Annotated in this window: 17 protein-coding genes; 15 read left to right on the forward strand and 2 right to left on the reverse strand. The window is 60.5% G+C overall.

Annotation, left to right across the window (positions count from 1 at the left end):
- Positions 1–31 precede the first annotated feature (31 nt).
- From I2G40_RS00825 to ligA, 4 genes are all read left to right on the forward strand, one after another.
- Positions 32–1,369, forward strand: coding sequence for a glutamine synthetase family protein (locus I2G40_RS00825; protein ID WP_117770060.1), 1,338 nt, complete (start codon positions 32–34; stop codon positions 1,367–1,369).
- 50 nt (positions 1,370–1,419) lie between these two features.
- Entirely contained in the window at positions 1,420–2,082 is a 663-nt protein-coding gene (locus tag I2G40_RS00830) for a response regulator transcription factor (protein WP_195543861.1), read from the forward strand.
- Between the two features lie 208 nt (positions 2,083–2,290).
- The gene (locus I2G40_RS00835; RefSeq protein ID WP_195543862.1) at positions 2,291–3,751 is read left to right on the forward strand and encodes a S1C family serine protease; all 1,461 of its coding nucleotides are present in this window, start codon (positions 2,291–2,293) and stop codon (positions 3,749–3,751) included.
- Positions 3,752–4,000: 249 nt separating this feature from the next.
- Complete coding sequence (gene ligA, locus I2G40_RS00840; protein ID WP_195543863.1) at positions 4,001–6,229, forward strand: NAD-dependent DNA ligase LigA; 2,229 nt, start codon at positions 4,001–4,003, stop codon at positions 6,227–6,229.
- A gap of 155 nt (positions 6,230–6,384) precedes the next feature.
- Here the strand turns inward: ligA and I2G40_RS00845 are convergent, their stop codons facing one another.
- Positions 6,385–7,731, reverse strand: a complete 1,347-nt coding sequence (locus I2G40_RS00845; protein ID WP_195543864.1) for an MATE family efflux transporter — start codon at positions 7,729–7,731, stop codon at positions 6,385–6,387.
- Between the two features lie 258 nt (positions 7,732–7,989).
- Between I2G40_RS00845 and I2G40_RS00850 the strand changes: the two genes are divergently transcribed.
- The 5 genes from I2G40_RS00850 to mobB all read left to right on the forward strand — a co-directional run bounded on the left by I2G40_RS00850 (position 7,990) and on the right by mobB (position 15,555).
- Positions 7,990–9,819 carry an ABC transporter ATP-binding protein gene (locus tag I2G40_RS00850; protein WP_195543865.1) on the forward strand — a complete coding sequence of 610 codons (1,830 nt, stop codon included), beginning with the start codon at positions 7,990–7,992 and terminating at the stop codon, positions 9,817–9,819.
- On the forward strand, positions 9,812–11,710 hold the full coding sequence (locus tag I2G40_RS00855; protein ID WP_195543866.1) for an ABC transporter ATP-binding protein: 1,899 nt from the start codon (positions 9,812–9,814) through the stop codon (positions 11,708–11,710). The genes I2G40_RS00850 and I2G40_RS00855 overlap by 8 nt, the downstream gene beginning before the upstream one ends.
- Positions 11,711–11,925: 215 nt before the next feature.
- Positions 11,926–12,963: a hypothetical protein gene (locus tag I2G40_RS00860; RefSeq protein WP_195543867.1), complete on the forward strand. Its 1,038-nt coding sequence runs from the start codon at positions 11,926–11,928 to the stop codon at positions 12,961–12,963.
- 233 nt (positions 12,964–13,196) lie between these two features.
- A complete protein-coding gene (gene moaA, locus I2G40_RS00865; protein WP_324252545.1) occupies positions 13,197–14,252 on the forward strand; it encodes a GTP 3',8-cyclase MoaA in 1,056 nt (351 codons plus the stop codon).
- 4 nt (positions 14,253–14,256) lie between these two features.
- Positions 14,257–15,555 (forward strand): molybdopterin-guanine dinucleotide biosynthesis protein B, encoded by a 1,299-nt coding sequence (gene mobB, locus I2G40_RS09800; protein WP_195543868.1) that lies wholly within the window; start codon positions 14,257–14,259, stop codon positions 15,553–15,555.
- On the opposite strand, the gene I2G40_RS00875 is transcribed toward mobB, so the two are convergent.
- Positions 15,552–15,881 (reverse strand): hypothetical protein, encoded by a 330-nt coding sequence (locus I2G40_RS00875; RefSeq protein ID WP_195543869.1) that lies wholly within the window; start codon positions 15,879–15,881, stop codon positions 15,552–15,554. The genes mobB and I2G40_RS00875 overlap by 4 nt on opposite strands.
- On the opposite strand from I2G40_RS00875, the gene I2G40_RS00880 reads away from it, so the two are divergent.
- The 6 genes from I2G40_RS00880 to I2G40_RS00905 all read left to right on the forward strand — a co-directional run bounded on the left by I2G40_RS00880 (position 15,880) and on the right by I2G40_RS00905 (position 25,626).
- Positions 15,880–16,701 (forward strand): HAD family hydrolase, encoded by an 822-nt coding sequence (locus I2G40_RS00880; RefSeq protein WP_195543870.1) that lies wholly within the window; start codon positions 15,880–15,882, stop codon positions 16,699–16,701. The two genes, I2G40_RS00875 and I2G40_RS00880, sit on opposite strands and share 2 nt — an antisense overlap.
- 450 nt (positions 16,702–17,151) lie before the next feature.
- Positions 17,152–17,340: a hypothetical protein gene (locus I2G40_RS00885; protein ID WP_195543871.1), complete on the forward strand. Its 189-nt coding sequence runs from the start codon at positions 17,152–17,154 to the stop codon at positions 17,338–17,340.
- Positions 17,328–20,429: a SpaA isopeptide-forming pilin-related protein gene (locus I2G40_RS09745; protein ID WP_195543872.1), complete on the forward strand. Its 3,102-nt coding sequence runs from the start codon at positions 17,328–17,330 to the stop codon at positions 20,427–20,429. The genes I2G40_RS00885 and I2G40_RS09745 overlap by 13 nt, the downstream gene beginning before the upstream one ends.
- Positions 20,422–22,092 carry an isopeptide-forming domain-containing fimbrial protein gene (locus I2G40_RS00895; RefSeq protein ID WP_195543873.1) on the forward strand — a complete coding sequence of 557 codons (1,671 nt, stop codon included), beginning with the start codon at positions 20,422–20,424 and terminating at the stop codon, positions 22,090–22,092. Before I2G40_RS09745 ends, I2G40_RS00895 begins: the two co-directional genes overlap by 8 nt.
- Before the next feature lie 114 nt (positions 22,093–22,206).
- Positions 22,207–23,967, forward strand: a complete 1,761-nt coding sequence (locus tag I2G40_RS00900; protein ID WP_195543874.1) for a SpaA isopeptide-forming pilin-related protein — start codon at positions 22,207–22,209, stop codon at positions 23,965–23,967.
- A 741-nt stretch (positions 23,968–24,708) separates the two neighbouring features.
- Positions 24,709–25,626, forward strand: coding sequence for a class C sortase (locus tag I2G40_RS00905; protein ID WP_195543875.1), 918 nt, complete (start codon positions 24,709–24,711; stop codon positions 25,624–25,626).
- Positions 25,627–25,881 lie beyond the last annotated feature (255 nt).

The following is a 25,881-nucleotide window of genomic DNA, read 5'->3' on the forward strand; positions in this document are numbered from 1 at the left end:
TCGAAACCCGCCCGAAAGAAAGGGGAGCGACATGAACCAGCAGAACATCGATTACGTACTCCGCTCCGTAGAGCAGCGTGACATCCGCTTTGTTCGTCTGTGGTTTGTCGACATTCTCGGCCGCCTCAAGAACTTTGCCATTAGCCCCGAGGACCTCGAGGTCGCTTTTGAGGAGGGTATTGGCTTTGACGGCTCCGCCATCGAGGGCTTTGCCACGCCCGAGGAAGCCGACATGCTGGCGTTTCCCGATGCTTCGACCTTCCAGATCCTGCCGTGGCGCCCGAGCCACAACGGCGTCGCCCGCGTGTTCTGCGACGTGTGCACTCCCGATTGCAAGCCCTTTGCCGGCGATCCACGCGATGCCCTGCGCCGCATGTTCCGCAAGGCCGAGAAGGCTGGCTATCTGCTCAACGTGGGCGCCGAGCTGGAGTATTACTACTTCCCCGACGAGCACACGCCCGAGCCGCTCGACAACGTGGGCTACTTCGATCTTTCGGTGAGCGATGCCGCCCGCGACCTGCGCCGCAACACGGTCCTTACGCTCGAGAAGATGTCCGTGCCCGTGGAGTACACCTTCCACGCCGCCGGTCGCTCGCAGCACGGCATGAGCCTGCGCCACGCCGAGGCCCTGAGCATGTCCGACGCCATCACCACGGCCAAACTCATCATTAAGCAGCAGGCTTACGAGAGCGGGTGCCACGCCTCCTTTATGCCCAAGCCGCTGGCGGGCGAGGACGGCAGCGCTATGTTCCTGTGCCAGTCGCTATTCGACCACGACGGCAACAACGTCTTTTGGGGCGAGGACGACGAGAAGTATCACCTCTCCGATATCGCCAAGCACTACATGGCCGGCATTCTGGCACACGCGCGCGAGATCAGCGCTATCACTAACCCCACGGTCAACTCGTACAAGCGCATCACCACGGGCGGCGATTCCGTGCCGCAGTACGCCACGTGGGGCCTGCGCAACCGCGCGAGCATGGTCCGCATCCCGGTCTACAAGCCCGGCAAGCAGCTGTCCACGCGCATCGAGCTTCGTAGCCCCGACCCCATGGCCAACCCGTACCTGGTCAACGCCGTCACGCTGGCGGCTGGTCTGGACGGCATCGAGCGCAAGCTGGAACTCCCGCCCGAGGCAACGGCCGAGACGCTCAAGCTCACCGACCGTCAGATGGTCGAGGCCGGCTACACGCCGCTGCCGCGCTCGCTCAAAGAGGCGCTCGACGTGTTTGAGGACTCGCAGTTTATGAAGGATGCCCTCGGCGAGCACATCCACAGCTTCTTCCTCAAAAAGAAGCGCGACGAGTGGCATAAGTTTGAGTCTACGATCACCGAGTGGGAGATCAAGCACTACCTGGCGAACTCCTAATCGCGCTGGCTTGTTCCAGTACGATTGAGCTCATTTCTTTGGAGGCCGATATGTCCGAAAAGAGTGCCCTGTTCATGGCGCGCACGACGCGCTTCCACGAGTTTGCCCGCAGCTTGACGACCACCCTGGGTGTCGAGGTGAGCCTGGCAACCCCCGATTCGCCGACTGCGGCGCACGACTTTGACCTGCTGATCCTCGATTCCGACGGCATTCGCAGCGACCGCATCGATCAGATTGCCAAGTGGCTTGACGATCGCGGCGGCGTCCCCATGCTGGTGATCGTCGACGATGAGGCCCTTGGCACCCTGCGCCTGCCGAATCACGCGCATGCCGACTTTGTGTGCCCCACGGCGACGCCCAACGAGCTCAAGGCTCGCGCGCAGCGCTTGATGGGCGAGGAGGAGACCGTTACCGCCGACGATGTGCTCAACATCGATAACCTCGAGATCAACCTGGCTACCTACCAGGTGACGCTCGATGGCGAGCCCATCGACCTGACGCTGATGGAGTACTCGCTGCTGAGCTTTTTGGCGACGCACCCCAACCGCGCCTACAGCCGCGAGGTGCTGCTGCACCGCGTATGGGGCTTTGAGTACTGCGGCGGCACGCGCACCGTCGACGTGCACATTCGACGCATCCGCTCCAAGGTGGGCCCGCAGATCGCGGCGCACATCACCACCGTCCGCGGCGTGGGCTATCTGTTTAAGGACTAGATTTCCACCACAAAGGGGACAGGCACTTTTGTGGTGGTTTTGACGCAGGTATGGATTCCTTTCGGGTCTGCGGCAGAACTTAAGCCTTCCTAAAAGATTGCGTTCTCATACACTTGCGCCCGCATATTGGGGTACAACTCAACGTGAACAATGATGGCCCGCCACATGTTTGGCGGGCCTTTGGTTATTTGACGAAAGGATCGCAGCCATGAGCGAGTACGATTCCCAGCGTCCCCAGGATGCGGGCAACGCCGGCGAGACCCAGCAGCAGCCGCGTGTGCAGGTGGAGTCGACGCCTGCCGGCAGTAACATTCCCTACGTGCAGGCCTACGACACGCAGACCGGCAAGCCGCTGGGTGGCCAGCAGGTCGTGAACAAGCACACGGTGGTCAAGACCAAGACCAAAAAGCTGCCGATCTTTATTACGGCGCTTGCCGGCTGTGCCTGCGGAGCCCTGCTGGTCATTGCGCTCATTATGAGCGGCACGCTCGATATCGGTGGCGGCAAGAATGCCGTGACGGCGGGTGCTTCGGGTTCGTCGACGCAAAAGATCACCATTGACTCCGAGGACACCACGTTGGCCGAGGCCGTTTCTGCCAAGGCATTGCCCTCCGTGGTTTCCATTACCGCCACTTCGAGCGGTAGCCAGAAAGGCTCGCTTTCGCAGTCTGCCGACGAGTCGGATAGTTCGGGCAGCGTCGGTTCGGGCGTGGTGCTCGATACCGAGGGCCACATCCTCACCAACAACCACGTGGTCGATGGCTATGACCAGTACGTGGTGACCATGGACGACGGCACCACCTACGAGGCCGAGTTCGTGGGCAACGATGCTTCGAGCGACCTAGCCGTCATCAAACTCAAGGACGCCGACGCCTCCAAGCTCACGCCGATCGAGATCGGTGACTCCTCCAAGCTCAACGTGGGCGAGTGGGTCATGGCGATCGGCTCGCCGTTCGGCAACGAGCAGTCTGTCTCCACCGGTATCGTCTCGGCGCTCTACCGCTCCACGGCCATGAGCTCTACCAGCGGCAACACCATCTACGCCAACATGATCCAGACCGATGCCGCCATCAACCCGGGCAACTCCGGTGGCGCGCTCGTCAACGACAACGGCGAGCTCGTGGGTATCAACTCGCTCATCGAGAGCTACTCGGGCTCCAGCTCGGGCGTTGGCTTTGCTATTCCCGTTAACTACGCCAAGAACATTGCCGACCAGATTATCGACGGCAAGACGCCGGTGCATCCGTACATGGGCGCTACGCTTTCGAGCGTCAATGCGCTTAACGCCCGCACTAACAAGCTGAGCACCGATAGCGGCGCGTATGTGGCAAGTGTCGTCGAGGACGGTCCTGCTGCCAAGGCCGGCATTCAGGAGGGCGACGTCATCACCAAGCTGGGCGACGACGAGATCACGAGCGCCGATGGCCTGATCATCGCACTGCGCAGCCACGAGGTGGGCGAGAAGGTCGAGATCACACTCATGCGTGGCAAGGAAGAGAAAAAGGTCACGGTTGAGCTGGGCTCCGATGAGGAGCTGCAGAACCAGCAGCAGGACGACAGTTCGACCGACACCGGCAACGGCGGTATTACCGACGAGCAGCTGCGCCAGTACCTGGAGGAGCTGTTAGGCCAGCAGGGCCAGGGTCAGGGCTACGGCCAGGGTTACTAACGAGCCGTATCGCACATGCCGATGCCAGAGGGGGCTGTCCCGACAAGTGTGGGACAGCCCCTCTTTTCTTATTGATCCGTTGGGGACGGAGGAAAACGGACCATTTGGAAATGGCAAGGGCATGGTTTGATTGCGCGATCCACCCGGTCTGGCGGCTGCCGATTCGGTGCGGTTGGAAAGGGCGATTTGGCTCCATCGCGACCGGTGGTACTCTTGTATCCGTTTGAAATCGAGCGAAGGAGTGCCGCTATGGAGCAATCGAGCCTGTTTGGTGACGGCGTGGACATCGATACCGAAACGCCCGCGATCGCGGAAGCCACCGCACCGGCCGATGCCCGTGCCCGGGCGGCAGCGCGTGCGGCCGAGCTGCGTCACGAGCTCGATTACCACGCCTACCGCTACTACATGCTCGATGCGCCCGAGATCACGGACGCCGCCTTTGACAAAATGCTCGTTGAGCTGCAGGAAATCGAGGCGACCTACCCCGATCTGGTAACGCCCGACAGCTATACCCAGCGCGTGGGCGGCTACGTGAGCGAGCAGTTTACGCCGGTCACGCACATGGCGCGCATGTATTCCATGGACGATGCTATGGATCTGGACGAACTCGACGCATGGCTCCAGCGCACCGAGGACGCGCTTGGTGCCGGCAGCGTCACCTATACCTGCGAGCTAAAGATTGACGGCCTGGGCGTCGCGCTTACCTATCAAAACGGCACCTTTGTGCGCGCCGCCACGCGCGGCGACGGCACCACGGGGGAGGACGTGTCGCTCAACGTCCGCACCATCAAGGATGTGCCCATGCACCTGTCCGAGCCGGCGCTCGCTCACATGGGCGCCGACCGCGAGCGCACCATTGAGGTGCGCGGCGAGGTCTACATGCCTAAGGGCAGCTTTGTTCGTCTGAACGACGAGGCCGATGCCGAGGGTCGCGACCCCTTCGCCAACCCGCGCAACGCTGCCGCCGGCAGCCTGCGCCAAAAGGACCCCAAGATCACGGCACGCCGCGACCTGGCCACCTTTATCTATGCCATCGCCGATACCGACCCGCTGCGCGTCCACAGCCAGCGCGAGTTCCTCGATTGGCTGCGTAGCGCCGGCTTTAGCGTCAACCCCAACGTGGCATGCTGCGCCACGCCGGCCGAGGTCCACGAGTTCTGCGCCCAGGCGCTCGAGCACCGCGGTGACCTGGACTACGACATCGACGGCGTGGTCGTAAAGGTCGACAGCTTTCAGCAGCAGCTTGACCTGGGCTTTACTGCCCGCGTACCGCGCTGGGCCATCGCCTTTAAGTTCCCGCCCGAGGAAAAGCAGACCGTCCTGCGCGAAATTCGCATCCAGGTGGGCCGCACCGGCGTGCTCACGCCGGTCGCCGAGTTCGACCCGGTGATGGTTGCCGGCTCCACCATCGCGCGCGCCACGCTGCACAACATCGACGAGATTCGCCGCAAAAACGTGCGCGAGGGCGACACCATCATCGTGCACAAGGCGGGTGACGTGATCCCCGAGGTCGTGGGGCCGGTGCTCGACAAGCGCCCGGCCGATTCGGTCGACTGGCACATGCCCGAGGTCTGCCCCGTGTGCGGCAGCCCCGTGGTCCATGAGGATGGCGAGGTTGCCTACCGCTGCGTGTCCATCGACTGCCCCGCGCAGCTCAAGGAGCGCCTGCTCCATTGGGTGAGTCGCGGCTGCATGGACGTCGACGGCCTGGGCGACGAGATCGTCGACAAGATGATTGCCGCCGGCCTGATCCACGATGTCGCGGACTTCTACCAGCTCACGGTCGACGACATCGCAGGCCTGGACACGGGGCGCACCTATGCCAGCTCCAACAGCAAAAAGGGCGTCAAGAAGGGCGACCCCATTCCGGTAGGCCTCAAGACGGCCGAGAAAATCATCGCCGAGCTCAACAAGTCCAAGAGCCAGCCGCTCGGTCGCGTGCTGTTTGCCCTGGGCATCCGCCACGTGGGCAAGAGCGTGGGCGAGGTCATCGCCGAGCGATTCCTGTCGATTGACAAGCTCATCTTGGCGAGCGAAGAGGACATCGCCGAGTGCGAGGGCATCGGTCCCAAGATTGCGGCGAGCGTCAAGCAGTTCCTGGCCGTGCCCGAGAACCTTGCCGTGCTGGAGCGCCTGCGCCAGGCGGGCCTTTCGCTCGAGGTCGACTTGGGCGCCGCGCACGCGCAAGCCGCAGCCGACGCTGGCGTGGCGGGCGAGCTCGCCGACGCACAGCCACTCGCGGGTCTGACCTTCGTGCTCACCGGCACGCTCGTCAACCGCACCCGCGACGAGGCAGGCGCGGCGCTCAAGGTGCTTGGTGCCAAGGTCTCGGGCAGTGTTTCGAAGAAGACGAGCTATCTAGTCGCCGGCCCCAAAGCGGGCTCCAAGCTCACCAAAGCCGAGCAGCTGGGCGTACCCGTGCTGGATGAGGACGCACTCGAGCAGATCCTGGCGACTGGTGAGGTACCCCAGGCTTAGTGCATCAATAGTCAAATTGAAGAACCGCCCGGAAGCACGATGCCTTCCGGGCGGTTTTTACTTTGCTGGGGCAACCGGCACCGTGATCTGTGTCACGTAGGTTGTGGGGTCGTCGCTGATGATGTCGTCGATCAGGGCGATCTCGCGTTGCCCCGCTACGCTGCCAGCTTGTCAAAAGCCCCGCGCCGGTTGAGTACGGTAAACGCGACAACGCAAATGACTGCCGACAAAATCGACCCGCACGGCGACGCGATGCCCATGGGAAAGAGCGTGTCGGAATAGGCGTTCGACAGCAGCCATGCACCGGGCACGCGAATGAGTGCCACGGCCAGCACGTTGTGCGCAAAGCCGATGTAGCTCTTGCCGTATGCAGCGAAAAAGCCGCTAAAGCAAATGTGGATGCCGGCAAAGATTGCATCGAAAATATAACTGTGCATATAGCCGGTGCCGGCCGCGACCACCGCGGCGTCCTTGGCAAAAAAGCCGATAAACGTCGGTGCCACCAGCCACATCAGCGTTGTGATCAGACAGCCGTACACTACCGAGATGGTCATGGCGTCTTTGAGTACCTGGCGCGCGCGGTCGCCCTTGCCCGCGCCGGCATTTTGCGCTGTGAGTGCGCTGACGGTGGCGCCCATGGAGCTCGGGACGATGAACAAAAAGCTGATCATCTTCTCGACCAGGCCCACGGCAGCGGCGTCAACGAGCCCTCGATGGTTGGCGATGACGGTGATAAACATAAACGCCACCTGGATGCAGCCGTCCTGCACGGCCACGGGCACGCCGATCTTAAGAATGCTGCCGAGCACCTCGGGCTGGGGGCGCAGGTCGCTGCGCTTAACGTGGATGTTCGTGCGGCGGCTCTTGAGCCAGACGAGCGCGAGGGCAACGCTTGCCGTCTGGGCGGTTACTGTGCCGAGTGCCGCACCCACGGGGCCGAGCCCCATGTGGCCGATAAACAGAAAGTCGAGCGCGATATTAATGATGCACGCCACGCCGATCACGTACATAGGCGAGCGCGAATCGCCCAGCCCGCGAAAGATGGCCGAGAGGATGTTGTACGCGGCGATAAAGGGAATGCCGATAAAGCAGATACGCAGGTAGGCGGCGGTTCCTTCGACTGCCTCGGCCGGCGTGCCAATGAGTGCCACGATCTGCGGGCACAGTGCAAGCAGGACAACAGCCAGCACCACCGAGACACCCATAAACAGCGTGATGGTGTTGCCGATGGTGGTCTCGGCGCGATCGAAGCGACGCGAACCCACGGCGTGGCCGACGATGACCGTCGTTCCCATGGCCAGACCCACGAGCGTCACGGTAATGATATAGAGCGTCTGCGCGCCATTACCCACGGCGGTGATGCCGGTGGCGCCGCTAAACTGCCCCATCATGTACAGATCGGCCATGCCGTAGAGCATCTGCAAAAAGTACGAGAGCATATAGGGCAGGGCAAAGACCGCGATGGTCTTAAGGACATTGCCGCGTGTGAGGTCGTGTTCCATGGGCGGGGCTTTCTGGCTGGGTTTGTTTACGTACCAGTGTAGTGAAAACCCTACAACGATTGTAGAGTCAAGGTTTGTGTTGACGCCGAAGCGAAAAAGTCTCGCGCACCATTATTCCGAGTGAATATGGACACACGTCACGAGAACTCGCCGCCGTCGCTAACCTTGCAGAAAACGATTTCGGAATACTTGACACCATTATTCGGCGCGCAATAATACGTGCGTTTGCGAACAACGTTTGATGGGGGTTGAACCTGCGTGCGCAATCTCAAAATACTGTTTTCCTATCTAGGGGCATACCGTCGCGATGCCATCCTCGGCGTGTTCTTTGTGTCGGTCGAGACGGTGCTCGAGCTGTTTATCCCGGTCATCATGGCCAACATCATCGATGTGGGCGTGCCTGCGGGTGATATCAACTACATGCTGCTGCAGGGCGCGTACATGTTGGTGTGCGCTGCGCTTTCGCTGGTACTGGGCTTGGGTTATGCCCGCACGTCCGCCCGCGTTGCCTCGGGCCTAGGCGCTAACCTGCGCGAGGCCGAGTACAAAAAGATTCAGACGCTCGCTTTTGGTAACCTGGACAACTACGACGCCAGCTCGCTCGTCACCCGCATGACCACGGACATCACCGTTATCCAAAATGCTGTGGGCAACGGCTTTCGCCCTATGGTGCGCGGCCCGGTGACGCTTATCGTCGGCCTTATCTACGCGCTGATGCTGTCGCGCCCGCTCGCCACCGTCTTTGCGATCATCTTGCCCGTGCTGGCAATCGTACTGGGCGTCATCACCTATCGCGTCAGTCCGCTCTACCGCCAACTCCAGACCTCGATGGACCACCTCAACGGCGTGGTACAGGAAGACCTCACCGCCGTGCGTGCCGTCAAGGCCTACGTTCGTACCGAGCACGAGGAGGCCAAGTTCGACGCAGTCAATACCGAGCTTGCGCGCACTGCGACAAAGACCTTTGGCAGCGCGGTGCTCAACCTGCCGGTGTTTCAGCTGTCGATGTACGTGGCTGCGCTCTCCATCCTGTGGATTGGCGGCCGCATGATTCTCGCCGGCAAGCTGGGCGTGGGCTCGCTCACGGGCTTTATGAGCTACGTGCTGCTGATCATGAATTCGCTCATGATGATTTCCAACGTGTTTTTGCTGCTCACGCGCGCTCTTACGAGTGTGGGCCGTATCGCAGAGGTGCTCGATGAAGAGCCCTTTATCGCCAATCCTGCGGGGGACCTCGCGACTGCGGCGCCAACGGACGGCAGTATCGAGTTTCGCGACGTGTCGTTTAAATACCGCGCGGATGCTGCCGAGGATGTGCTCGAGCATATCGACCTTCGCATCGAGAGCGGCTCGACGGTGGGCATCCTCGGCGGCACGGGCTCGGGCAAGAGTTCGCTTGTACAGCTGATTGCGCGCCTGTACGACGCCACTGAGGGCACCGTGCTTGTGGGCGGACACGACGTGCGCGACTACGACCTCGCGACCTTACGCGATGCCGTGGGCATTGTGCTGCAAAAGAATGTGCTGTTCACGGGCACCGTGCGCGAGAACCTGCAGTGGGGTAATCCGCAGGCGTCGGACGATGAGCTCCTCGCGGCTTGCCGCGCGGCGTGCGTGGACGAGTTCCTTGATCGCATCGGCGGACTCGACGGCGAGTTGGGCCAAGGCGGCGCCGGTGTCTCGGGTGGCCAGAAGCAACGCCTGTGCATCGCGCGCACGCTGCTCAAGCATCCGCGCGTGCTCATTTTTGATGACTCCACCAGCGCGGTCGATATGGCGACCGACGCTAAGATTCGCGAGCACATCGCCCGGATTTCCGATACGACCGTGCTCATCATCGCCCAGCGCATCGCGAGCGTCATGGATGCCGATCGCATTGTGGTATTGGACGACGGTCGTGTCCACGGCGTGGGCACGCACGAGGAACTGCTAGCGGGCGACAACATATACCAGGAGATTTATGCCTCGCAGATGGAGTTTGCGAGGAACGCGGACGCCGGCGACGGCAGCGACGATGGTTGCGCGAATGATCCGTTTTCCTCCGTCGCATGCGGATCGCCCTTGGAAGGGGGTGAGCGTCATGCCTAAGACCGCAGCCCAAGCACGCCCGGCCGACCTCAAGCGCACTGTGCGCCGCTTGCTCTCCTACATGGGGCATGCCAAGTTCTCGTTGCTCGCGGTGGGCGTGCTCGCCTCCGTTGCCGCCATCGCGAGCCTCGCCGGCACCTACATGGTGCGCCCCATCGTTAACGGTTTGGCCACGGGCGGGGAGGAACTGCTCGCCAAGCAGGTCATCCTGACGGCGATCATCTACGCCGTGGGCGTGCTCTCGGCCCTGGGCTACTCACAGATCATGGTGCGCGCGGCCCAACACGTGGTGTCCGATATTCGCCGCGACCTGTTCGCGCACATCCAGACGCTGCCGCTCAGTTATTTTGACAGCACGCGCTCGGGCGACATCATGAGTTTTTTCACCAACGACGTCGACACCGTCTCCGAGGCGCTCAACAACAGCTTTGCCAACGTGATTCAGGCCGCCATTCAGGTTGTGGGCACCACGGCTATGCTCATCATCCTTAACTGGCAGCTCACGATTATCACACTCGTGTGCGATGCGGCCATTGTGCTGTATGCGCGCTACTCGGGCGCGCGCTCTAAGCGTTTCTTTGCTGCCCAGCAGGCATCGCTTGGCGACCTGGACGGATATATCGAAGAGATGGTCTCGGGCCAAAAGGTCATCAAGGTCTTTAACCGTGAGGCAGCGAATGTCGCCGGCTTCACCTGCCGCAACGACGAGCTTTGCCGCACCGGTACCGCCGCCGTGAGCTATGCCAACTCCATGGTGCCCATGACCGTCGTGATTGGTTACGTCAACTATGCCATCGTCGCCGTGGCGGGCGGCATGCTCTGCATCAAGGGGCTCGCCGATGTGGGCGCACTTGCAAGCTACCTGGTCTTTGTGCGCCAGGCCGCCATGCCCATCAACCAGTTTACGCAGCTCGGCAACTTCTTGCTCAACGCGTTGGCCGGTGCCGAGCGCCTGTTTGCGGCTATGGACCTTGAGCCCGAGGTGGACGAGGGCTGCGTGGAGCTGGTGCAGACGGGCGACGCCGCGTGGGCGTGGAAGATTCCCGAGGGCCAGGGCGTGGGCGTCTATGGGCACCTGCATGACGTGGCAGCCGTTGATGAGTCGGGCCGCGCGGTGGCCGCCGACGGCACCGAGCTCACGTGCGGCTTGGTCCCGCTTGCCGGCGACGTGCGCTTCCATGCCGTGGACTTTTCCTACGTGCCGGGCGCCCGCGTGCTCACGGACCTCAACCTGTTTGCCAAGCCGGGGCAAAAGATTGCGTTTGTGGGCTCCACGGGCGCCGGCAAGACGACCATTACCAACCTCATCAACCGCTTCTACGAGGTCGATGACGGCGAGATCACGTACGACGGCATCGACGTCAAGCACATTGCCAAGGCCAGCCTGCGCGGGTCGCTCGGCATTGTGCTGCAGGATACGCACCTGTTTAGCGGCACCATTGCGCAGAACATCCGCTTTGGCAAGCTCGACGCGACCGACGAGGAGGTGCGCGCCGCTGCCGAGGCCGCCTGCGCGGATTCGTTTATCCGCCGCCTGCCTAGAGGCTACGACACACCGGTCACGGCCGATGGCGCCAACCTGTCGCAGGGCCAGCGCCAGCTGCTCGCCATCGCGCGCGTGGCCGTCGCCGATCCGCCGGTGCTCATCCTGGACGAGGCCACGAGCTCCATTGACACGCGTACCGAAAAGCTCATCGAGCGCGGTATGGACCGCATCATGCGCGGTCGCACCACGTTTATGATCGCGCACCGCCTGTCCACTGTCCGCGACGCCGACGCCATCATGGTCCTCGAACACGGCCGCATCATCGAGCGCGGCACGCACGAAGAGCTGCTCGCCCAGCACGGCGAGTACTGGCAGCTGGCGCATGGCTTAAAAGAGCTGGATTAACCCGTTCGAGCACGATGCTTTGATCCCTCCGTGCCCCTCACTTCGCCTCAAACCATCACAACATTCGACGTTTTTTGCCAAAAACGGGAAAAGCATCGAATGTTGTGATGGTTTTTCTACCACTCGACCGGGTGGAATCGCTTTCTTGCGCGCGAAGGTGTGCGGACCCGTGGGCCGGGGAATAAGGTTGGTTATCCGACTCCATTGGAGGGCTCATGGACCTGCCGATCGTCCTGTCCCATAAGACTGCCTGGCTGTACCACAACGTGGCGCGCCCGTCCGAGCCGCTCTCGCGAGCAAGCAGCCTATACGATGAGGACTCGCTTGCTAACGAGGCGGAGCCGACCGCGAGCCTGCCCAAATTGGGACTCGATGCCAAGGGGCTGAGGGCTTCAACGGCTGTCGGGATTGTTACTGACTATCTGGTTTCGCTCGGTATTCCACGAGAAGAGCTCGATCATGTCGACACGCTCGTCAACTTTGATTTTGAGCGCTCGACGCCGGCTGGATTTAGGTGCCACGTGTTTGGAGCGCCGGTACCTCCAGGCCATCTTATCGAGGTGGCAGAGGGCCTTCTAGTGGTTGATGAGGCCATGTGCTTTGTTCAAGCGGGTTCGTGGATGAGCGAGCCCGAGCAGCTGGAATATGGCTACGAAATCTGTGCCCGATACCATTTGAATCATCTGTCGACAGGCGATTATATCGAGATGGGGCAGAGGTATACCGTTGCCGACTTGATTGCCTATTGCAATGAGAACCGATCTCGTCAGGGGGCCATACGCGCGGCCGCCGTGCTCAGGCACGTGCACGATGGCGCGCGGTCGCCCATGGAGACGGCCACCGCAATCATGGTCGTAGCAAAACGTTCCCAGGGCGGGCTGGGATACGCCAAGATCGAGCTCAACCATCGGGTCGATGTTCCCAACGAGTTCAAGTATCTCGCAAAGGCCGGGTATTTCGAGATCGACGTATATGCGCCTGCGAGCGGTACGGGGGTTGAATACAACGGCTCGGACCATCTTGATAAACAGCGCAGCGCGTCGGATGCGGAGCGTATGACCGTGCTGAGCGCGCTGGGCTTTAGGATGATCGTCCTCACCGGGACTCAGTTTGCCCATCAGCTGCAATTGCACCGGGCGATGAATGCCATCGCGCTCGCTATGGGTCTTAAGTGCGACCGAAGCGAAGCGTTCCAGAAACGTCAAAACGACCTGCGAGAATTCGTGATTCGGCACTGGGACGGCGGCCTTTAGGGGCGTTCCGGCCCTTCTGCGGGGTGCTGTGGGCAGGCAAGCCATCACAACATTCGACGTTTTTTGCCAAAATCGGGAAAAGCATCGAATGTTGTGATGGTCTGTGCTGAGGATGGGCTTGGAAAGTCCGTTTTGCTCGAAGCGACCTGTCCTGTCGTACGGGTGTCGGCGTGATTCTCTCGTGGGGTATTATGTTTTCCGAAGAATAAAACGCCGCGTGAGGGGAGGGCTGCGTGGACGGGCGCGTGCAACATGACGGCTTTGGCCGCGATATCAACTACCTGCGCATTGCCGTTACCGACAAGTGCAATTTCCGCTGCATTTACTGCATGCCGGCCGATGGCGTGGCGCCCCGTGCACACGACGAGCTGCTCAGCGCCGAGGAAATCGCCCGCTTTGTGCGCTTGGTAGCAGGGGAGGGCATTCGCCGCGTGCGCCTGACGGGTGGCGAGCCGCTGGTCAGCCGCCGTATCATCCCGCTTATTCGCGACATCCGCGCGATTCCGCAGATCGAGGACGTCTCGCTCACCACCAACGGCGCCCTGCTGCCCAAGCTGGCACCGCAGCTCAAAGATGCCGGGCTTAACCGCGTCAACATCTCGCTCGATACGCTCGACCCTACGCTGTTTGGAAAGATCACGCGCCTGGGTCGACTCGAGCAGACAATGGCCGGCATCGACGCGGCACTGGCTTGGGGCTTTGAGCCCGTTAAGGTCAACTGCGTTGTGGTGCGCCGGCTCAACCAGGATGTGGCGGCCCTTGCGCGGCTCACGCTTGATCGCCCCATCCACCTGCGCTTTATCGAATACATGCCCATCGGCGACGAGCACACGAGCTCGCATTGCGCTGTGGACCCGCATACGCCCGCGCTCAATCCCGAGCTGTGGGACGCGAGCGATACCGTGCCGAGCGACGAGCTGCGGGCGCGCATCAATGCCGGGGCCGCGGCGGCGGGACTGGGCGAGCTCGAGCCGCTCGACATCAACGACGCTCCTGCTGGCGCGGGCCCTGCGCGCTACTGGCACTTTCCGGGCGCGGCGGGAACGGTTGGCTTTATTAGCGCCATGTCCAACCATTTTTGCGCGAATTGCAACCGTCTGCGCCTGACGGCCGATGGCAACGTGCGTCCGTGCCTGTTCAGCGATGCCGAGTATTCGGTGCGTGAGGCGCTGCGCCGTGGTGATGATATGCAGGTACTTTCGATTTGGCGCGATGCCGTGGCCCACAAACCGCAGGAACACGCGATAATTGAGGGCACGCAACGATTCATGTCCCAAATCGGAGGATGATCATATGGCCAAGAGCAGGTACGCCGATGCCACCAAGGCCGCTCGCAGGGCCGCGATGTCTGCCCACAAAGTCACGGCTACTGACAGCGACGCCGTCGCAGCCGCGCAGCCGACTGCCGGTGCTGCCACCGAGCCCGCCCGCGACGCCTGTCGCGACGAGCTGACGCACGTGGACGCCAAGGGCGAGGTGCGCATGGTCGACGTGTCTGACAAGGCCGAGACCCATCGCATCGCCATCGCCGAGGGCACCATCCTCATGCACCCCGAGACGCAGGCCATGGTGCTGCAGGACCGCGCCAAAAAGGGCGACGTACTTGCCTGCGCGCGCGTGGCGGGCATTATGGCCATCAAGCGCACGAGCGACATCATTCCCATGTGCCATCCGTTGCTCATTACCAAGAGCAAGTGCGACATTGCGCCCATCGCTGCGGCGGGGACGCCGGCCGAGGACGTGCCCGAGGGCTGGGCGCCGGCGCGTACAGACGGGCAGGTTGGCTTTCACGTACTGGTTACGGCCGGCGTGACGGGCAAGACGGGTATCGAGATGGAGGCCCTGACTGGAGCGAGTGCCGCGTGCCTGACCATCTACGACATGTGCAAGGCGGTCGATCGCGGCATGGAGATCGTCGACGTGCGCCTGCTGCACAAGGAAGGCGGCCGCTCGGGCGTGTGGGATCGTGCAGAGCGCCAGGCCGCTGCTGTTGAGGCCGTGGCCGCTGACGGTGCCGCGCCCGCGAGCGCACCTGCCGCCGTCGCACCCGCAGCTCCGACACCGGCCGTCCCCGCGATCGCGTTTATCGGCTACCAAAACTCGGGCAAGACCACGCTCGTCGAGAAGGTTATCGCCGAGCTCACTCGCCGCGGCCTGCGCGTGGGTTCGCTCAAGCATCATGGGCATCACGGCTTTGATATCGATGTACCCGCTAAGGATACGTGGCGCCATCACCAGGCCGGATCCAAGCACGTGGGCCTCATCTGCGCCACGCGCTGGGCGGAGTACGCCGACACGCGCGAGGAGGACGAGATGCCCGCGCGCGAGCTGCTGTCGCGCTACAACGATGTCGACGTGGTGATCATCGAGGGCTACAAGACCGAGGGCTTCGACAACATCGTGGTCGCGCGCTCCGGCGTCGATCGCCTGCGCGGCAAGAGCTCACTCGACCTGGTCGATGGCCACACGCTGGCCCTTGCCTGCAACGAAGCCCTGGCGCGCCAGGCATTCGATGCCGGCTTTGCGACCCGAGCCATCAATATCAACGACGCCCGAGCCATCTGCGACCTCATCCAAGACCATCTAGCCTAAAACCTGCCAAAAAGGGACAGGTTTGTTTTGGCAGGTTTTATCTGGGCAAACGTCATTTCCACCACAAAGGGGCCAGGCACCTTTGTGGTGGTTTTTGCTTTGCAGTAAAAACCATCACAACATTCGATGAAAATCGCGATTTTGCCGAAAAACGTCGAATGTTGTGATGCTTTGCGTCTCGGGCCAGGCCACCCTTCGGGTTCGGCCACCACAAGGGGGCAGGCACCTTTGTGGTGATCGGGTCCCAACGGCCTGCGCCTTGGTATACCATGTACGCCGTTCACGAATACACCCCACACCGCCGCACAACCCAGAAAGGCCCCCATGGACACCACCTTCAGCCACATCAAAGCCGTGTTCTGCGATATCGACGGCACGCTGCTCACGAGCCAGCACACGGTGTCCCCGCGCACCGTGGCGGCGATCCGCGCCCTGCGCGAGCGCGGCGTTCTCTTTGGCCTGTGCACCGGGCGCGACGCCCATGCGACCGAGGCCATGTACGAGCTCTGGGGCATCGAAGGCCTGGTGGACGTGCTGGTGGGCTGCGGTGGCGCCGAGGTCATCGACCGCGCGCACGACATCAACGAGCTGAGCTATCCGCTACCGGGCGAGACCATCGCGCGCATCTGCAAGCACATGGCGGACCTTCCGGCAACGCCCGTCTGCCCCCGAGACGGCGTGTTCTACGTGCCCGAGAGCAACGCGTGCGTCGAGCACCTGTCGCGCGTCGACGGTGTGCCCTACCAGGTGGTCGATTTTGCCGAGTTGTTGCGCGAGCCGCAGCCCAAGGTGATGTTTACCATGGCGCCCGAGGTGATGCCGCGGGTGATTGAGCGGGCGTCGACGTTTGCCGATAACACTGTTAAGGCGGCGGCTCTGCAAACCACGCAGCGGCTCTACGAGTTCATGGATCCGCGTGTGTCCAAGACGCGCGGCCTTGTGCGCGTGGCGGAGCTCAACGACATGGAGCTCCAGGACATCTGCGTGTTTGGCGATGCGGACAACGACACCTGCATGGTGGCCGACGCCGGCGTGGGTGTGGCCATGGCAAACGGCAGCGATGCCACCCGCGCCGCCGCCGATTTTGTAACCGCGAGCAACGACGAAGACGGTGTCGCGATCTTTATCCAGGAGCACCTGCTGTAGCACCGCGCGTTGGACAAAATCCACCACGAAGGGGACAGGCACCTTTGTGGTGGTTCGATCAGGCGTCCCGGCAACCGATTGTCGGGACGCTTTTTTGTCCCGAGGCGAATCGACGCGGGGACAAACCACCACTCACAGCCAAATGTCGACCGTTCACAGATTGAGTGGGTTAAAACAAAATGTTGTACAAATAACAACAGAGTGTCATGTACCTCTATTTGCCAACAAATCTACCTGTGGTTTTCCAAAGTTGAAAAATTGAATAACACTGCATAATATGAATAAATGTCAAGAAAAAAGACTCTGAAAAAGGAAATTGAAAGAATCGGGCTTTTCGTTGTTTAAACAATGAGTAATAATATGCATATCGTGAGTGAGCAATTATAGGTTGCGCGCTCAAGGTTAATTCGCGAAAGAGCAAGATCGCGGTCTCTTGGGGAGGAGACATCGATGACAGCAAATTCAGATAAATCCAAGCAGAACAATAAAGCGGCACATCGTGTACTAGCAGGTGTTTTGTGCGGAGCTTCCGTTTTGAGCCTGGTGCTGTCGCTCGTTATGCCCCCGATCTCGCAGGCCATCGCCAACGACGCCCAGACAATTTCTACCGAGGAAACTGTAATGGGGTGTTCAAAGTGAAGAAGTTCGCCGCACGTAGCTTTATGGCAGCCATTCTCGTAGCGAGCATGCTGTTGTCGCCGTTTAGCGCGGTCTCCACCGCAAGCGCGGAAGACGTTGTACCCCTCGCTTCCACTCTCACTCCGGGCATCCATAAGCCAACTTCCATCGGCATCGGCACGAATATCGCTGTCTCCACCCCCGATCCCGGCGTGGCCACCTACGTCGGCCGCGACATGTATATCGGTGGTAAGCCGAGCGACCCGAGCACTCTTGATGAGATGAACGGTCCCGCTGGCTCATATGCCGCTGAGGCGGAGGGCCTTACCGTGGTCCGTGGCAAGCTTGCCATGAATCCTATCAAGGCGAGCTGGGGTGGCGATGGCTTCCGTTTCGGCACCGTTGGTTTTGGTTCTCAGTTTCGTCCTGTCGACAGAAGTACGGTGCTTGCGGTCGCCGGTATAAACAGCTCGATTCAGAACATGAACACCGGTCTGGGAACGACCTCAAATACTGCGACGGTTGGTGCTTGGACCAGGGGTGCCTGGGTCGGCAAGTCGAATGAGGATACTGGCTATGACTACACCGCGCAGATCGCCGGTCCCATTACCTATTGGAATCCTGGCAACAATTGGAATGCTGGCAACAGGCGCCAGTCTGTGGTGACAAAACAGGGCAAATACTATGAAGGGGATAATGCGGACCAAAGTTCGCTGTTCAACCTACCTAAAGTCCTCTACATCAACGGTAAGGATTACACCAATTTCCTGGAGTCCGAAGTAAAGGCGAAGATCTCCGAGCCTCTCGCAAAGCTTCCTGCTACGGAAGGAGACGAGGTTGGGGTTGCGGTTGGTGTTGCCAATGATGATTCCGAATACTTCATTAAAAAGTACAACAACACGGAGCAGTACAAACTCACGTTCAACGGCGATCCCAAGACCTTTACGCGCAAGACGAACTATACCGACGTTAACGGCAAAAACGTTTCCAGCGAGGTGACCCTTGTCAACAACGAGAAGCTCATCACGTTTACCGGCGATGCGGATGTGAACGGCAAAGGTTCTCCGCTACAAGTCTTTTACCTCAATGCGTCGGATCTTACCAACTCCATTGACGTCAAGACCTACCGTGGCGTTGACTTCAGCTTCAATAGAATACCCGAGGACGCTTCCGTGGTCGTCAACATCATCGGTGATGCTCCGGTCGAGTTCCAACACGGTTGGCGTTTCTGGTGGAACGGTGAGGAAATCTCCCGCGGGTACGAGGAGGGTGACACCCCTGAGGCTAAGCGCCTCAGGGCTCTGTACTCCACTGCCGCCCAGAGCATCCTGTGGAACTTCACTACGGCCAAGCAGGTCACCATCCGAGGCGGTATGGCCCTTGAGGGCAATAAAGACCTCGGAGGTGCCGATGATAAGTGGACCGACGATGACCCGGCAGCCGCCATGTTGGGTAGCATTATTGTTCCCAACGGCAGCTTCGAGGACCACGTGACCACTAACGGCCGTGTGTACGTGGGCGGCGACTTTGAGATGTACAACCCCACGGTCGCGTGGGATTTCACGAATCTTGATGGCAAATCGGCTTCCGTCATCGATATGGATCAAGAGCGTCACAATTTCCCGTGGTCCGGGTCGTATACACCGGACGGCTCTGCCATTGCGTGGAGCAAGGTCGACGCTGCGGACGGCAAGACGCCGCTTTCTGGTTCCTCGTGGGCTATCTATGGTTCTGTCAAGGATGCTGTCGCGGGCGAAAATGCTATTGTGACGGTGACTGACGATGGCGCAAATGATTACGCTTCGGGTGATGGCAAGCTTCAGTTCAACTATTTGAATCAGAAAGCGGATTTAACTGCCGAAATTTCTGATATGAACCCTGCCTTTACCTACTACATCAAAGAGGTGACAGCGCCGGAGGGCTACCAGAAGTCGGACACCATCTACTACGCAACCATGAACAACACCGGCGAGCAGGTGAACTATGTTCAGGGTCATGTGGACACGGTGAACGGAAATAAGCTCGTTTCATTCGATGATTCCAACACCACGGGCGCCATCTCCAACACCAAGATCACCGGTACGGTGTCTTGGACCAAGGTTGAGGAAGGAGACAAGGGATACACTCCTTTGGCTGGTTCCGAGTGGAAGCTTGCGAAACTGGGTGCCGATGGTACGACCGAGGCGCAGTCTTGGACCGTGAGCGACCAGTCGGCTTCGGGCGAGACCACGTGGGCCGATGCCGACGTCACGAATGGCAAGTTCAAGCTCGAGGGTCTGCTGCCGGGTACGTACACGCTTGTTGAGACCCAGGCTCCGTTTGGCTACAACTTGAACACCACGGTTTATGAGTTCACGGTGTCCAACGAGGACGGTTTCGTCACGTGGACCGAGGGAAAGAGCCCGACGATTGACGGGAACAACGTCTACATTTCCGACGCCCTTACCACTACGTCCGTGAAGATCCCGGTGACCAAATCTGTTCGCAATACGGACTGGCCGAAGGGCGATAAAGACAAATATGTGCCGTTCGAGTTCAGCATCGAGGCTACGGGGGCAAATAAGGATAGCGCACCTAAGCTTGATCCGACGACTATTTCCGTCGCTCCCGCAGCGGGCTCCACCAAGGTCAACGACACCGTGGCATCCTTTGGCGGTATCTCGTTCTCCAAAAAGCACCTCGCCAAGATCGACGATTCGAACCCGACTGGCGCCAAGACCTACACCTACACGGTGAAGGAGGTCGCGCCTACCACCGGTGCCATCGACAAGCTGCGCTACTCCAAGGCCGAGTACCAGGTGGCCGTCACGGTGAAGGCCGTCATGGATGAGACCACTGGCAAGTACTCCGGCCTCACCACCTCCACCACGGTCACGCAGGTGAAGGACGACATGGGCAACACCGTGAGTAACACCATCGGCAAGGACGCCGCGCCCAACGCCATTCCCGCCTCCACCTTCACCAACACCTACTCCACCACTCTGCCTCTTTCCGGTATGTCGGGCGTCACTCTGACGTACCTTGCCGGCGCGGCGGTGCTTTGCGTCGCTGCAGCCTGGATGCACATTCGTCGCAAGGCGAATGCGAAGGGAGGTAAGCGTCGTGAATAAGAAAGTTTGCTCCTTCCCGATCTTGTTTGCGCTGCTTGCCCTCCTGATCGGCACCTGCGCGGTTGTGTTCCCCGCTTCCGCGCAGGCCGTGCCGACCTCGACCGGTTCCATCACGGTGAGCGGCACCGTGGCGCGCAGCTACGACGCCTACCAGATCTTTAGCGCCAACGTCGTCGACGGCGACAGCGACGCCAAGACCGCCACCGACCTCGCCTGGGCAAGCGACGCCGCGCGCGACGCTGTCCTACCCGTGCTGCACAGCGCCGGCATGCCCAAATCCCAGACCACCGCGCAGGAAGCTGCCGAGTGGTTCAACACCGATTCCCACCTTACGAGCGCGCTGAGCGCACAGCTCGCTCGTTCCCTCCAGAGCTCTGGCGCCGTGTCCGTGACCCTCAACGCGGGCACGACGGCCGAGCTGCCCTGCGGCTACTGGCTCATCGTCGCCGACGACGACGCCATCGCTCAGGGAGAAGCCGGCACCGCGCCGATCATGGCCCTGGTGGGCGGCAGCGCCGTCACCGTCAAGCCCAAGGCCGCGACCCCCAAGGTCGTCAAGCATGTGCTGGAGGACAGCACCGCCGCCTGGCAGAAGGCCGCCGACGCCACGGTCGCCGACGACCTGTACTGGCGCCTCTCGGCCACGGTCCCGGCGGGGCTCACGGCCTACGACACCTATACGGTGCGGTTCGTCGACACCATGAGCGCGGGGCTCGACCCCTCCAGGGTGGCCGCGAGCATGCGCGTGTACGCGGCGGCGGGCGCGGACGGCGGCTTCGACGCCGTCTCGGCCGGTAAGGACGGCCGCGCCGGCACCGAGCCCGCGAAGGGCTGGACCGACATCACGGCCCAGTGCGCCACCAAGGTGGCGGCCGACGGCAAGACCTTCACCGTGCGCACCGGCGACCTGATCGCCGCGCTCGGCGGGGTCGACGCCTTTACCGCGGGCGCCCGCGTTGTCGCCGTGTACAACGCGCCGCTCAACAGCGCATGCAATCACGGTATCGCGAAGGGCAACCCCAACGAGGTCTACCTGCGCTACCCGCGCTCTCCCTTTGCCGACCAGTCGGGCGACGCCGGCTTCACCTGCACGCCGAGCGACGATGCGTGCGCCTACACCTGGGATCTCGCGCTCACCAAGCGCGGCAACGACGGTGACAAGCCGCTTGCTGGGGCGGTCCTGAGCATCGCCGACGACCGCGGCCGCACGCTAGCGGCCGACGGCACGTGGGATGCGGAGGGCAAGGCCACCGTCACCACGGGCGAGGACGGCCGCGTGACCGTCTCGGGCGTGGATTCGGGCAAGCTGGAGGTCCGCGAGCTCAAGGCGCCCAAGGGCTACACCGCCTTTGAGGGCACGCGCTCCGTGACGGTCAAGGCCGAGGGCCTGGACGTCGACCAGGTGGCCGCCGCCAAGCCCAAGCTCACCATCACGGCCGAGTCGCCCCTGCGCGCCGACAGCGCGGACGGGTCGACGGGCAGCCTGGAGGTGTCGCTCATCAACACACCCACCGGCACACCCCCTAGCATTACCACCGGAGGCTTTATGCCCTCGACTGGCGATATGGCAATGTACGCCGCGGCCGCCGCAGCGGTCGCCGGAGCCGCGCTCATCGTGGTCGCGCTCCTGGTCAAGCGGGGAGGTGGCAGCCATAAAGAGTAGCTGGCAGCCCTGCAGAGAGCGGGGCGAGACATAACGAAGCAGATGCTAAGACACAGACAGACAGATTTAGATCAAATGGAATTCGAGCAGAAAGCAGAGGAAAAGAAGATGAGCATGAGCAAGAACATCGCACGCCTGGCAGTAACCGCCGGCCTCACAGCAGCGCTGAGCTTTGGTGGTGTGATGGCCCCGGTCACGATGGCGTTTGCTGAGGGTACGCCGGTGGCTACGACGAGTGGCAACGTGACGATTAATGAGGAGACCTACAAGGATACGACCTTTAAGGGTATCCAGATTTTCAAGGCTAAGGTTACGCAGGACCAGAAGAGCGAGGGAGTCTGGGATTCCACTGGCGATAAGACCCTTTCCGATATTGATTGGGCAAATAATTCCGTGAAGGCTGCAGTGACTACGGCGTTTGATAATGTTGATAATGGCTCTAAACCTAGTGATTTGCCTAACGATAATTCCGCTCAGGCATGGGTCAACTTCATCAATAACCACAGTTCTGAAGTTGTGGGCAATAACGTCAATGCCGGAAGTGTGCTCGACATGATTGCTAAGTCGCTTGAAGGCCAGACGTGGACAGATGCGAAGAGTGGTACCCCGGGAACATTTGAGGGCATCGATGCCGGCTACTGGCTCTTTGAAACGAAGTCGGTCGGTGCAACTACTGGAGCAGATCGCAATAAAGACGCTTACACCTCACCGATCTTCGCTGTCGTCGGTGGCGAAGATGTAAAGGTGGAGCCCAAGAAGGATGTCCCCAGCGTTACCAAGGCAGTCAAGGACGATAACAACGGTAGTTTTGTGACAGATGGGAACAAGGACGTTTTCGAGGCGCCCAATAGGGTTGCGGACTCTGCATCCGACCAGCTGATTGAGTACCAGCTTGCAGGTACCGTGGCCAGCAATATCAATACTTACGAAAAGTACAGCTATACCTTTACTGATGATCTGCCTTCTACGATGGTTCCCAACCTCTCCGACGGTAAACCTGTTGTTGAGGTCAAGATTGACAATGCTAAGGTCAAGGAAGGCTACTACACTGCGAACTACGTCACTGATCAAGGAAAGAACGAGCTTGTTGTTTCTTTTGACAACCTTAAGGGAGAAATTAAATCTGACAAGGATAAGGATATTACCGTTAGTGGTAGCTCCAAAATCTATGTGAACTATAAGGCAAAGCTCAACCCTACTAAGGTTAACGCCGATATACTCGGTAAAGGCCAGAAGAATACCGTTACTCTGACCTATTCCAATAACCCCCACTCTAACGAAACAGGTACAACAGTCGTGCATCCCGCCTACGACTACACCTACGGCATTGACGTCACCAAGGTTGGTAATGAGGAAACCCCTAAGAAGCTCTCCGGTGTTGTGTTCAAGCTGCAGGAGAAGAACGACGAGGGCGAACTCGAGAATAAGTTCATCGATTGCACCGGTGTAAAACAGACGAACGCCGAGAAAGCCAAGCTTACCACGGATTCCAGCGGCAAGATTAACGTTGTCGGTCTCGATGAGGGCACTTATGTCCTCACAGAGGTCACGCCCGCACCTGGCTACGATAACTCTCACGGCGACAAAGGCATCACGTTCACCATTACAAGCGGTAAGCTTTCCGAGAACGACACCACCGTGGTTACCCCTACGGCTATGGTAACTGATGGAGACAATCAGACGCTCGTCAAAGTCGAAAACTCCACTGACGGCATGGTGCACCTCACCGTTACCGATAAGAAGGGCTCCAACCTCCCGCTGACCGGTCTCAACGGCGTGACCTTCACCTGGATCGCTGGTGGCGCGGTGCTGTGCATCGGCGTGGCGCACCTCATCCGCAGCCGTAAGCAGGCTGAGGAGTCCGAGCAGGAGTAACGCTCGCTCACCCATCCCTTTGGCAGGTGGGATGTGATGGCCATGAGACTTGCGGACACTCTTCTCGTCCATCCACGTTCTTGCTTTGCCATTCTCTTTTCGGGGCAGACTCCGCACTGGAGTCTGCCCCGTTCTTTTTGGACATAGCAGCCGGAGTGCCGTTGCGCGTAGGATCGGGCGTATGGTTAGCGAACAGATGTTTGCTAATATTGCGTTTACCAGCTGTAAGTGCGAGTGCTCGCAGTAAAATACCCTTGCGACGCATTCCGTGCGCGGGCGGCCGACGACTCGATCGGAGGTCCCCAAATGCTGAAATTCCTTAACGCGCTCGCCGCCCTCGCGGCGGTAGGCTCGTTCGTCATCGCGTTTCTTGACTCGTATGAGGTTCGGTTTAAGGTCCGTAGGCGCACGCGCGGTGCGGACGGTAGAAGGCATTTGCGCCGCAACAAGCGCAAATAAGAATGCCCGGGGTTCGGAGCCCGGGCATTTAACAAAAGCTGAAAACTAGGCCGCCCGCGCTCTCGTACACTTACGCGGGGTGCGTCGTTTTCTATTGACATTGTATCCCGAATCGCCCAGCCGATTCGGGACATTTTGAAAACTCAAATGCTGGCTTATCCTCGACTGGACGGTGCAGTCTAGCTGCGTTGTCTGGCGCGGAAGCTCGCTAATCGGCTATTATTTGTTTAGACAACCTGAGCTGTAGAGGAGTGACCGTCGATGGTGCAGGGCGCCAAACATATGAAGAGCAATAACGCCGCGGACAACGGTGGCTCAAGCCCTCAGCCCAAACCTCAACCAAAGCCCAAGCGCCGTCGCAAGCGGCTGCCGCGCTGGGCCGACCGGCTCATCACCATCGTCATCATCCTTATTGGCGTGGGCCTTATGACCTGGCCGTGGATTTTGGACCGGCTCGAGGCCTCGGGCGTGTTCAACCAGATCAGCACGGTGTCCAGCACCGTGGACGCGCTGTCTGCCGAGGAGCGCGAGCGCATCCTGCTCCAGGCGCGCTCCTTTAATGAGCAGCTGGCGGGCGAGGCCACCGAGCTCCCCGCCGACCAGATTGAGCCCTACGCTCAGCAGCTCATCTTTGACCGTGACCCCATGATGAGTTGGGTCGAGATCCCCTCCATCGACGTGAGCATGCCCATCTACCACGGCACGAGCGAGGAAGTCCTTATGGCGGGCGTCGGCCACCTGGAGGGCACGAGCCTGCCGGTGGGCGGCACCTCGACGCATTGCGTGCTCACCGCGCACTCGGGCATGCGCAACCTGAGTATGTTCGACGACATACACTCGCTGGAGCCCGGCGACCTGGTGCTACTGCACACCATGAACAAGACGCTCGCCTACAAGATGGTGGACTCCGAGGTGGTGCTGCCCGAGGAGATGGAGTCGCTGACCATCGAGCCCGGCGCCGACAAGGTGACGCTCGTCACCTGCACGCCCTATGGCGTGAACGACCATCGCCTGCTGGTGCATTGCGTGCGCACCAAGTACAACAAGAAGGACGTCGACAAGCAAAAGTCGCTGGCCGGTCGCCACTGGGGCAAGCGCGAGTTTGCCGTGCTCATTGTGGTCGTGGCCATTGTGCTGTTGCTTCTGGACATCGTGATCCACGCGGTCCGCAAGCGCCGCAAGGCCAAGGCCTCGGCATAAGACATCGTTCGGAACCACCACAATGGGGACAGGCACCTTTGTGGTGGTTGGGGCTTCCAAACCATCACAACACTCGATGAAAATCTCGATTTTGGCGAAAAACGTCGAATGTTGTGATGGTTTTCGTTGTGGGCGAGACGGTTTTCGCTATGGACGGTGCGATTTCGCTGCAGAACCGCCAGCCCGCCGCCTGCCAGCCCACCGCCCTCGTTACGTTTTCGCTGCATTTGGGTAAAGCGCCTGCTCCAAGCCGGC

The organism is Collinsella aerofaciens (assembly GCF_015558785.1).
Classification (GTDB): Bacteria; Actinomycetota; Coriobacteriia; order Coriobacteriales; family Coriobacteriaceae; genus Collinsella; species Collinsella aerofaciens_P.

Bases quoted from the DNA above. Each gene is read 5' to 3' on its own strand.
- I2G40_RS00900 (WP_195543874.1), top strand. From the start codon at position 22,207: ATGAGCAAGAACATCGCACGCCTGGCAGTAACCGCCGGCCTCACAGCA.
- ligA (WP_195543863.1), top strand. From the start codon at position 4,001: ATGGAGCAATCGAGCCTGTTTGGTGACGGCGTGGACATCGATACCGAA.
- mobB (WP_195543868.1), top strand. From the start codon at position 14,257: ATGGCCAAGAGCAGGTACGCCGATGCCACCAAGGCCGCTCGCAGGGCC.
- I2G40_RS00885 (WP_195543871.1), top strand. From the start codon at position 17,152: ATGACAGCAAATTCAGATAAATCCAAGCAGAACAATAAAGCGGCACAT.
- I2G40_RS00845 (WP_195543864.1), bottom strand. From the start codon at position 7,731: ATGGAACACGACCTCACACGCGGCAATGTCCTTAAGACCATCGCGGTC.
- I2G40_RS00905 (WP_195543875.1), top strand. From the start codon at position 24,709: ATGAAGAGCAATAACGCCGCGGACAACGGTGGCTCAAGCCCTCAGCCC.
- I2G40_RS00825 (WP_117770060.1), top strand. From the start codon at position 32: ATGAACCAGCAGAACATCGATTACGTACTCCGCTCCGTAGAGCAGCGT.
- I2G40_RS00875 (WP_195543869.1), bottom strand. From the start codon at position 15,881: ATGGGGGCCTTTCTGGGTTGTGCGGCGGTGTGGGGTGTATTCGTGAAC.
- I2G40_RS00880 (WP_195543870.1), top strand. From the start codon at position 15,880: ATGGACACCACCTTCAGCCACATCAAAGCCGTGTTCTGCGATATCGAC.
- I2G40_RS00835 (WP_195543862.1), top strand. From the start codon at position 2,291: ATGAGCGAGTACGATTCCCAGCGTCCCCAGGATGCGGGCAACGCCGGC.
- I2G40_RS00855 (WP_195543866.1), top strand. From the start codon at position 9,812: ATGCCTAAGACCGCAGCCCAAGCACGCCCGGCCGACCTCAAGCGCACT.
- I2G40_RS00830 (WP_195543861.1), top strand. From the start codon at position 1,420: ATGTCCGAAAAGAGTGCCCTGTTCATGGCGCGCACGACGCGCTTCCAC.
- I2G40_RS00860 (WP_195543867.1), top strand. From the start codon at position 11,926: ATGGACCTGCCGATCGTCCTGTCCCATAAGACTGCCTGGCTGTACCAC.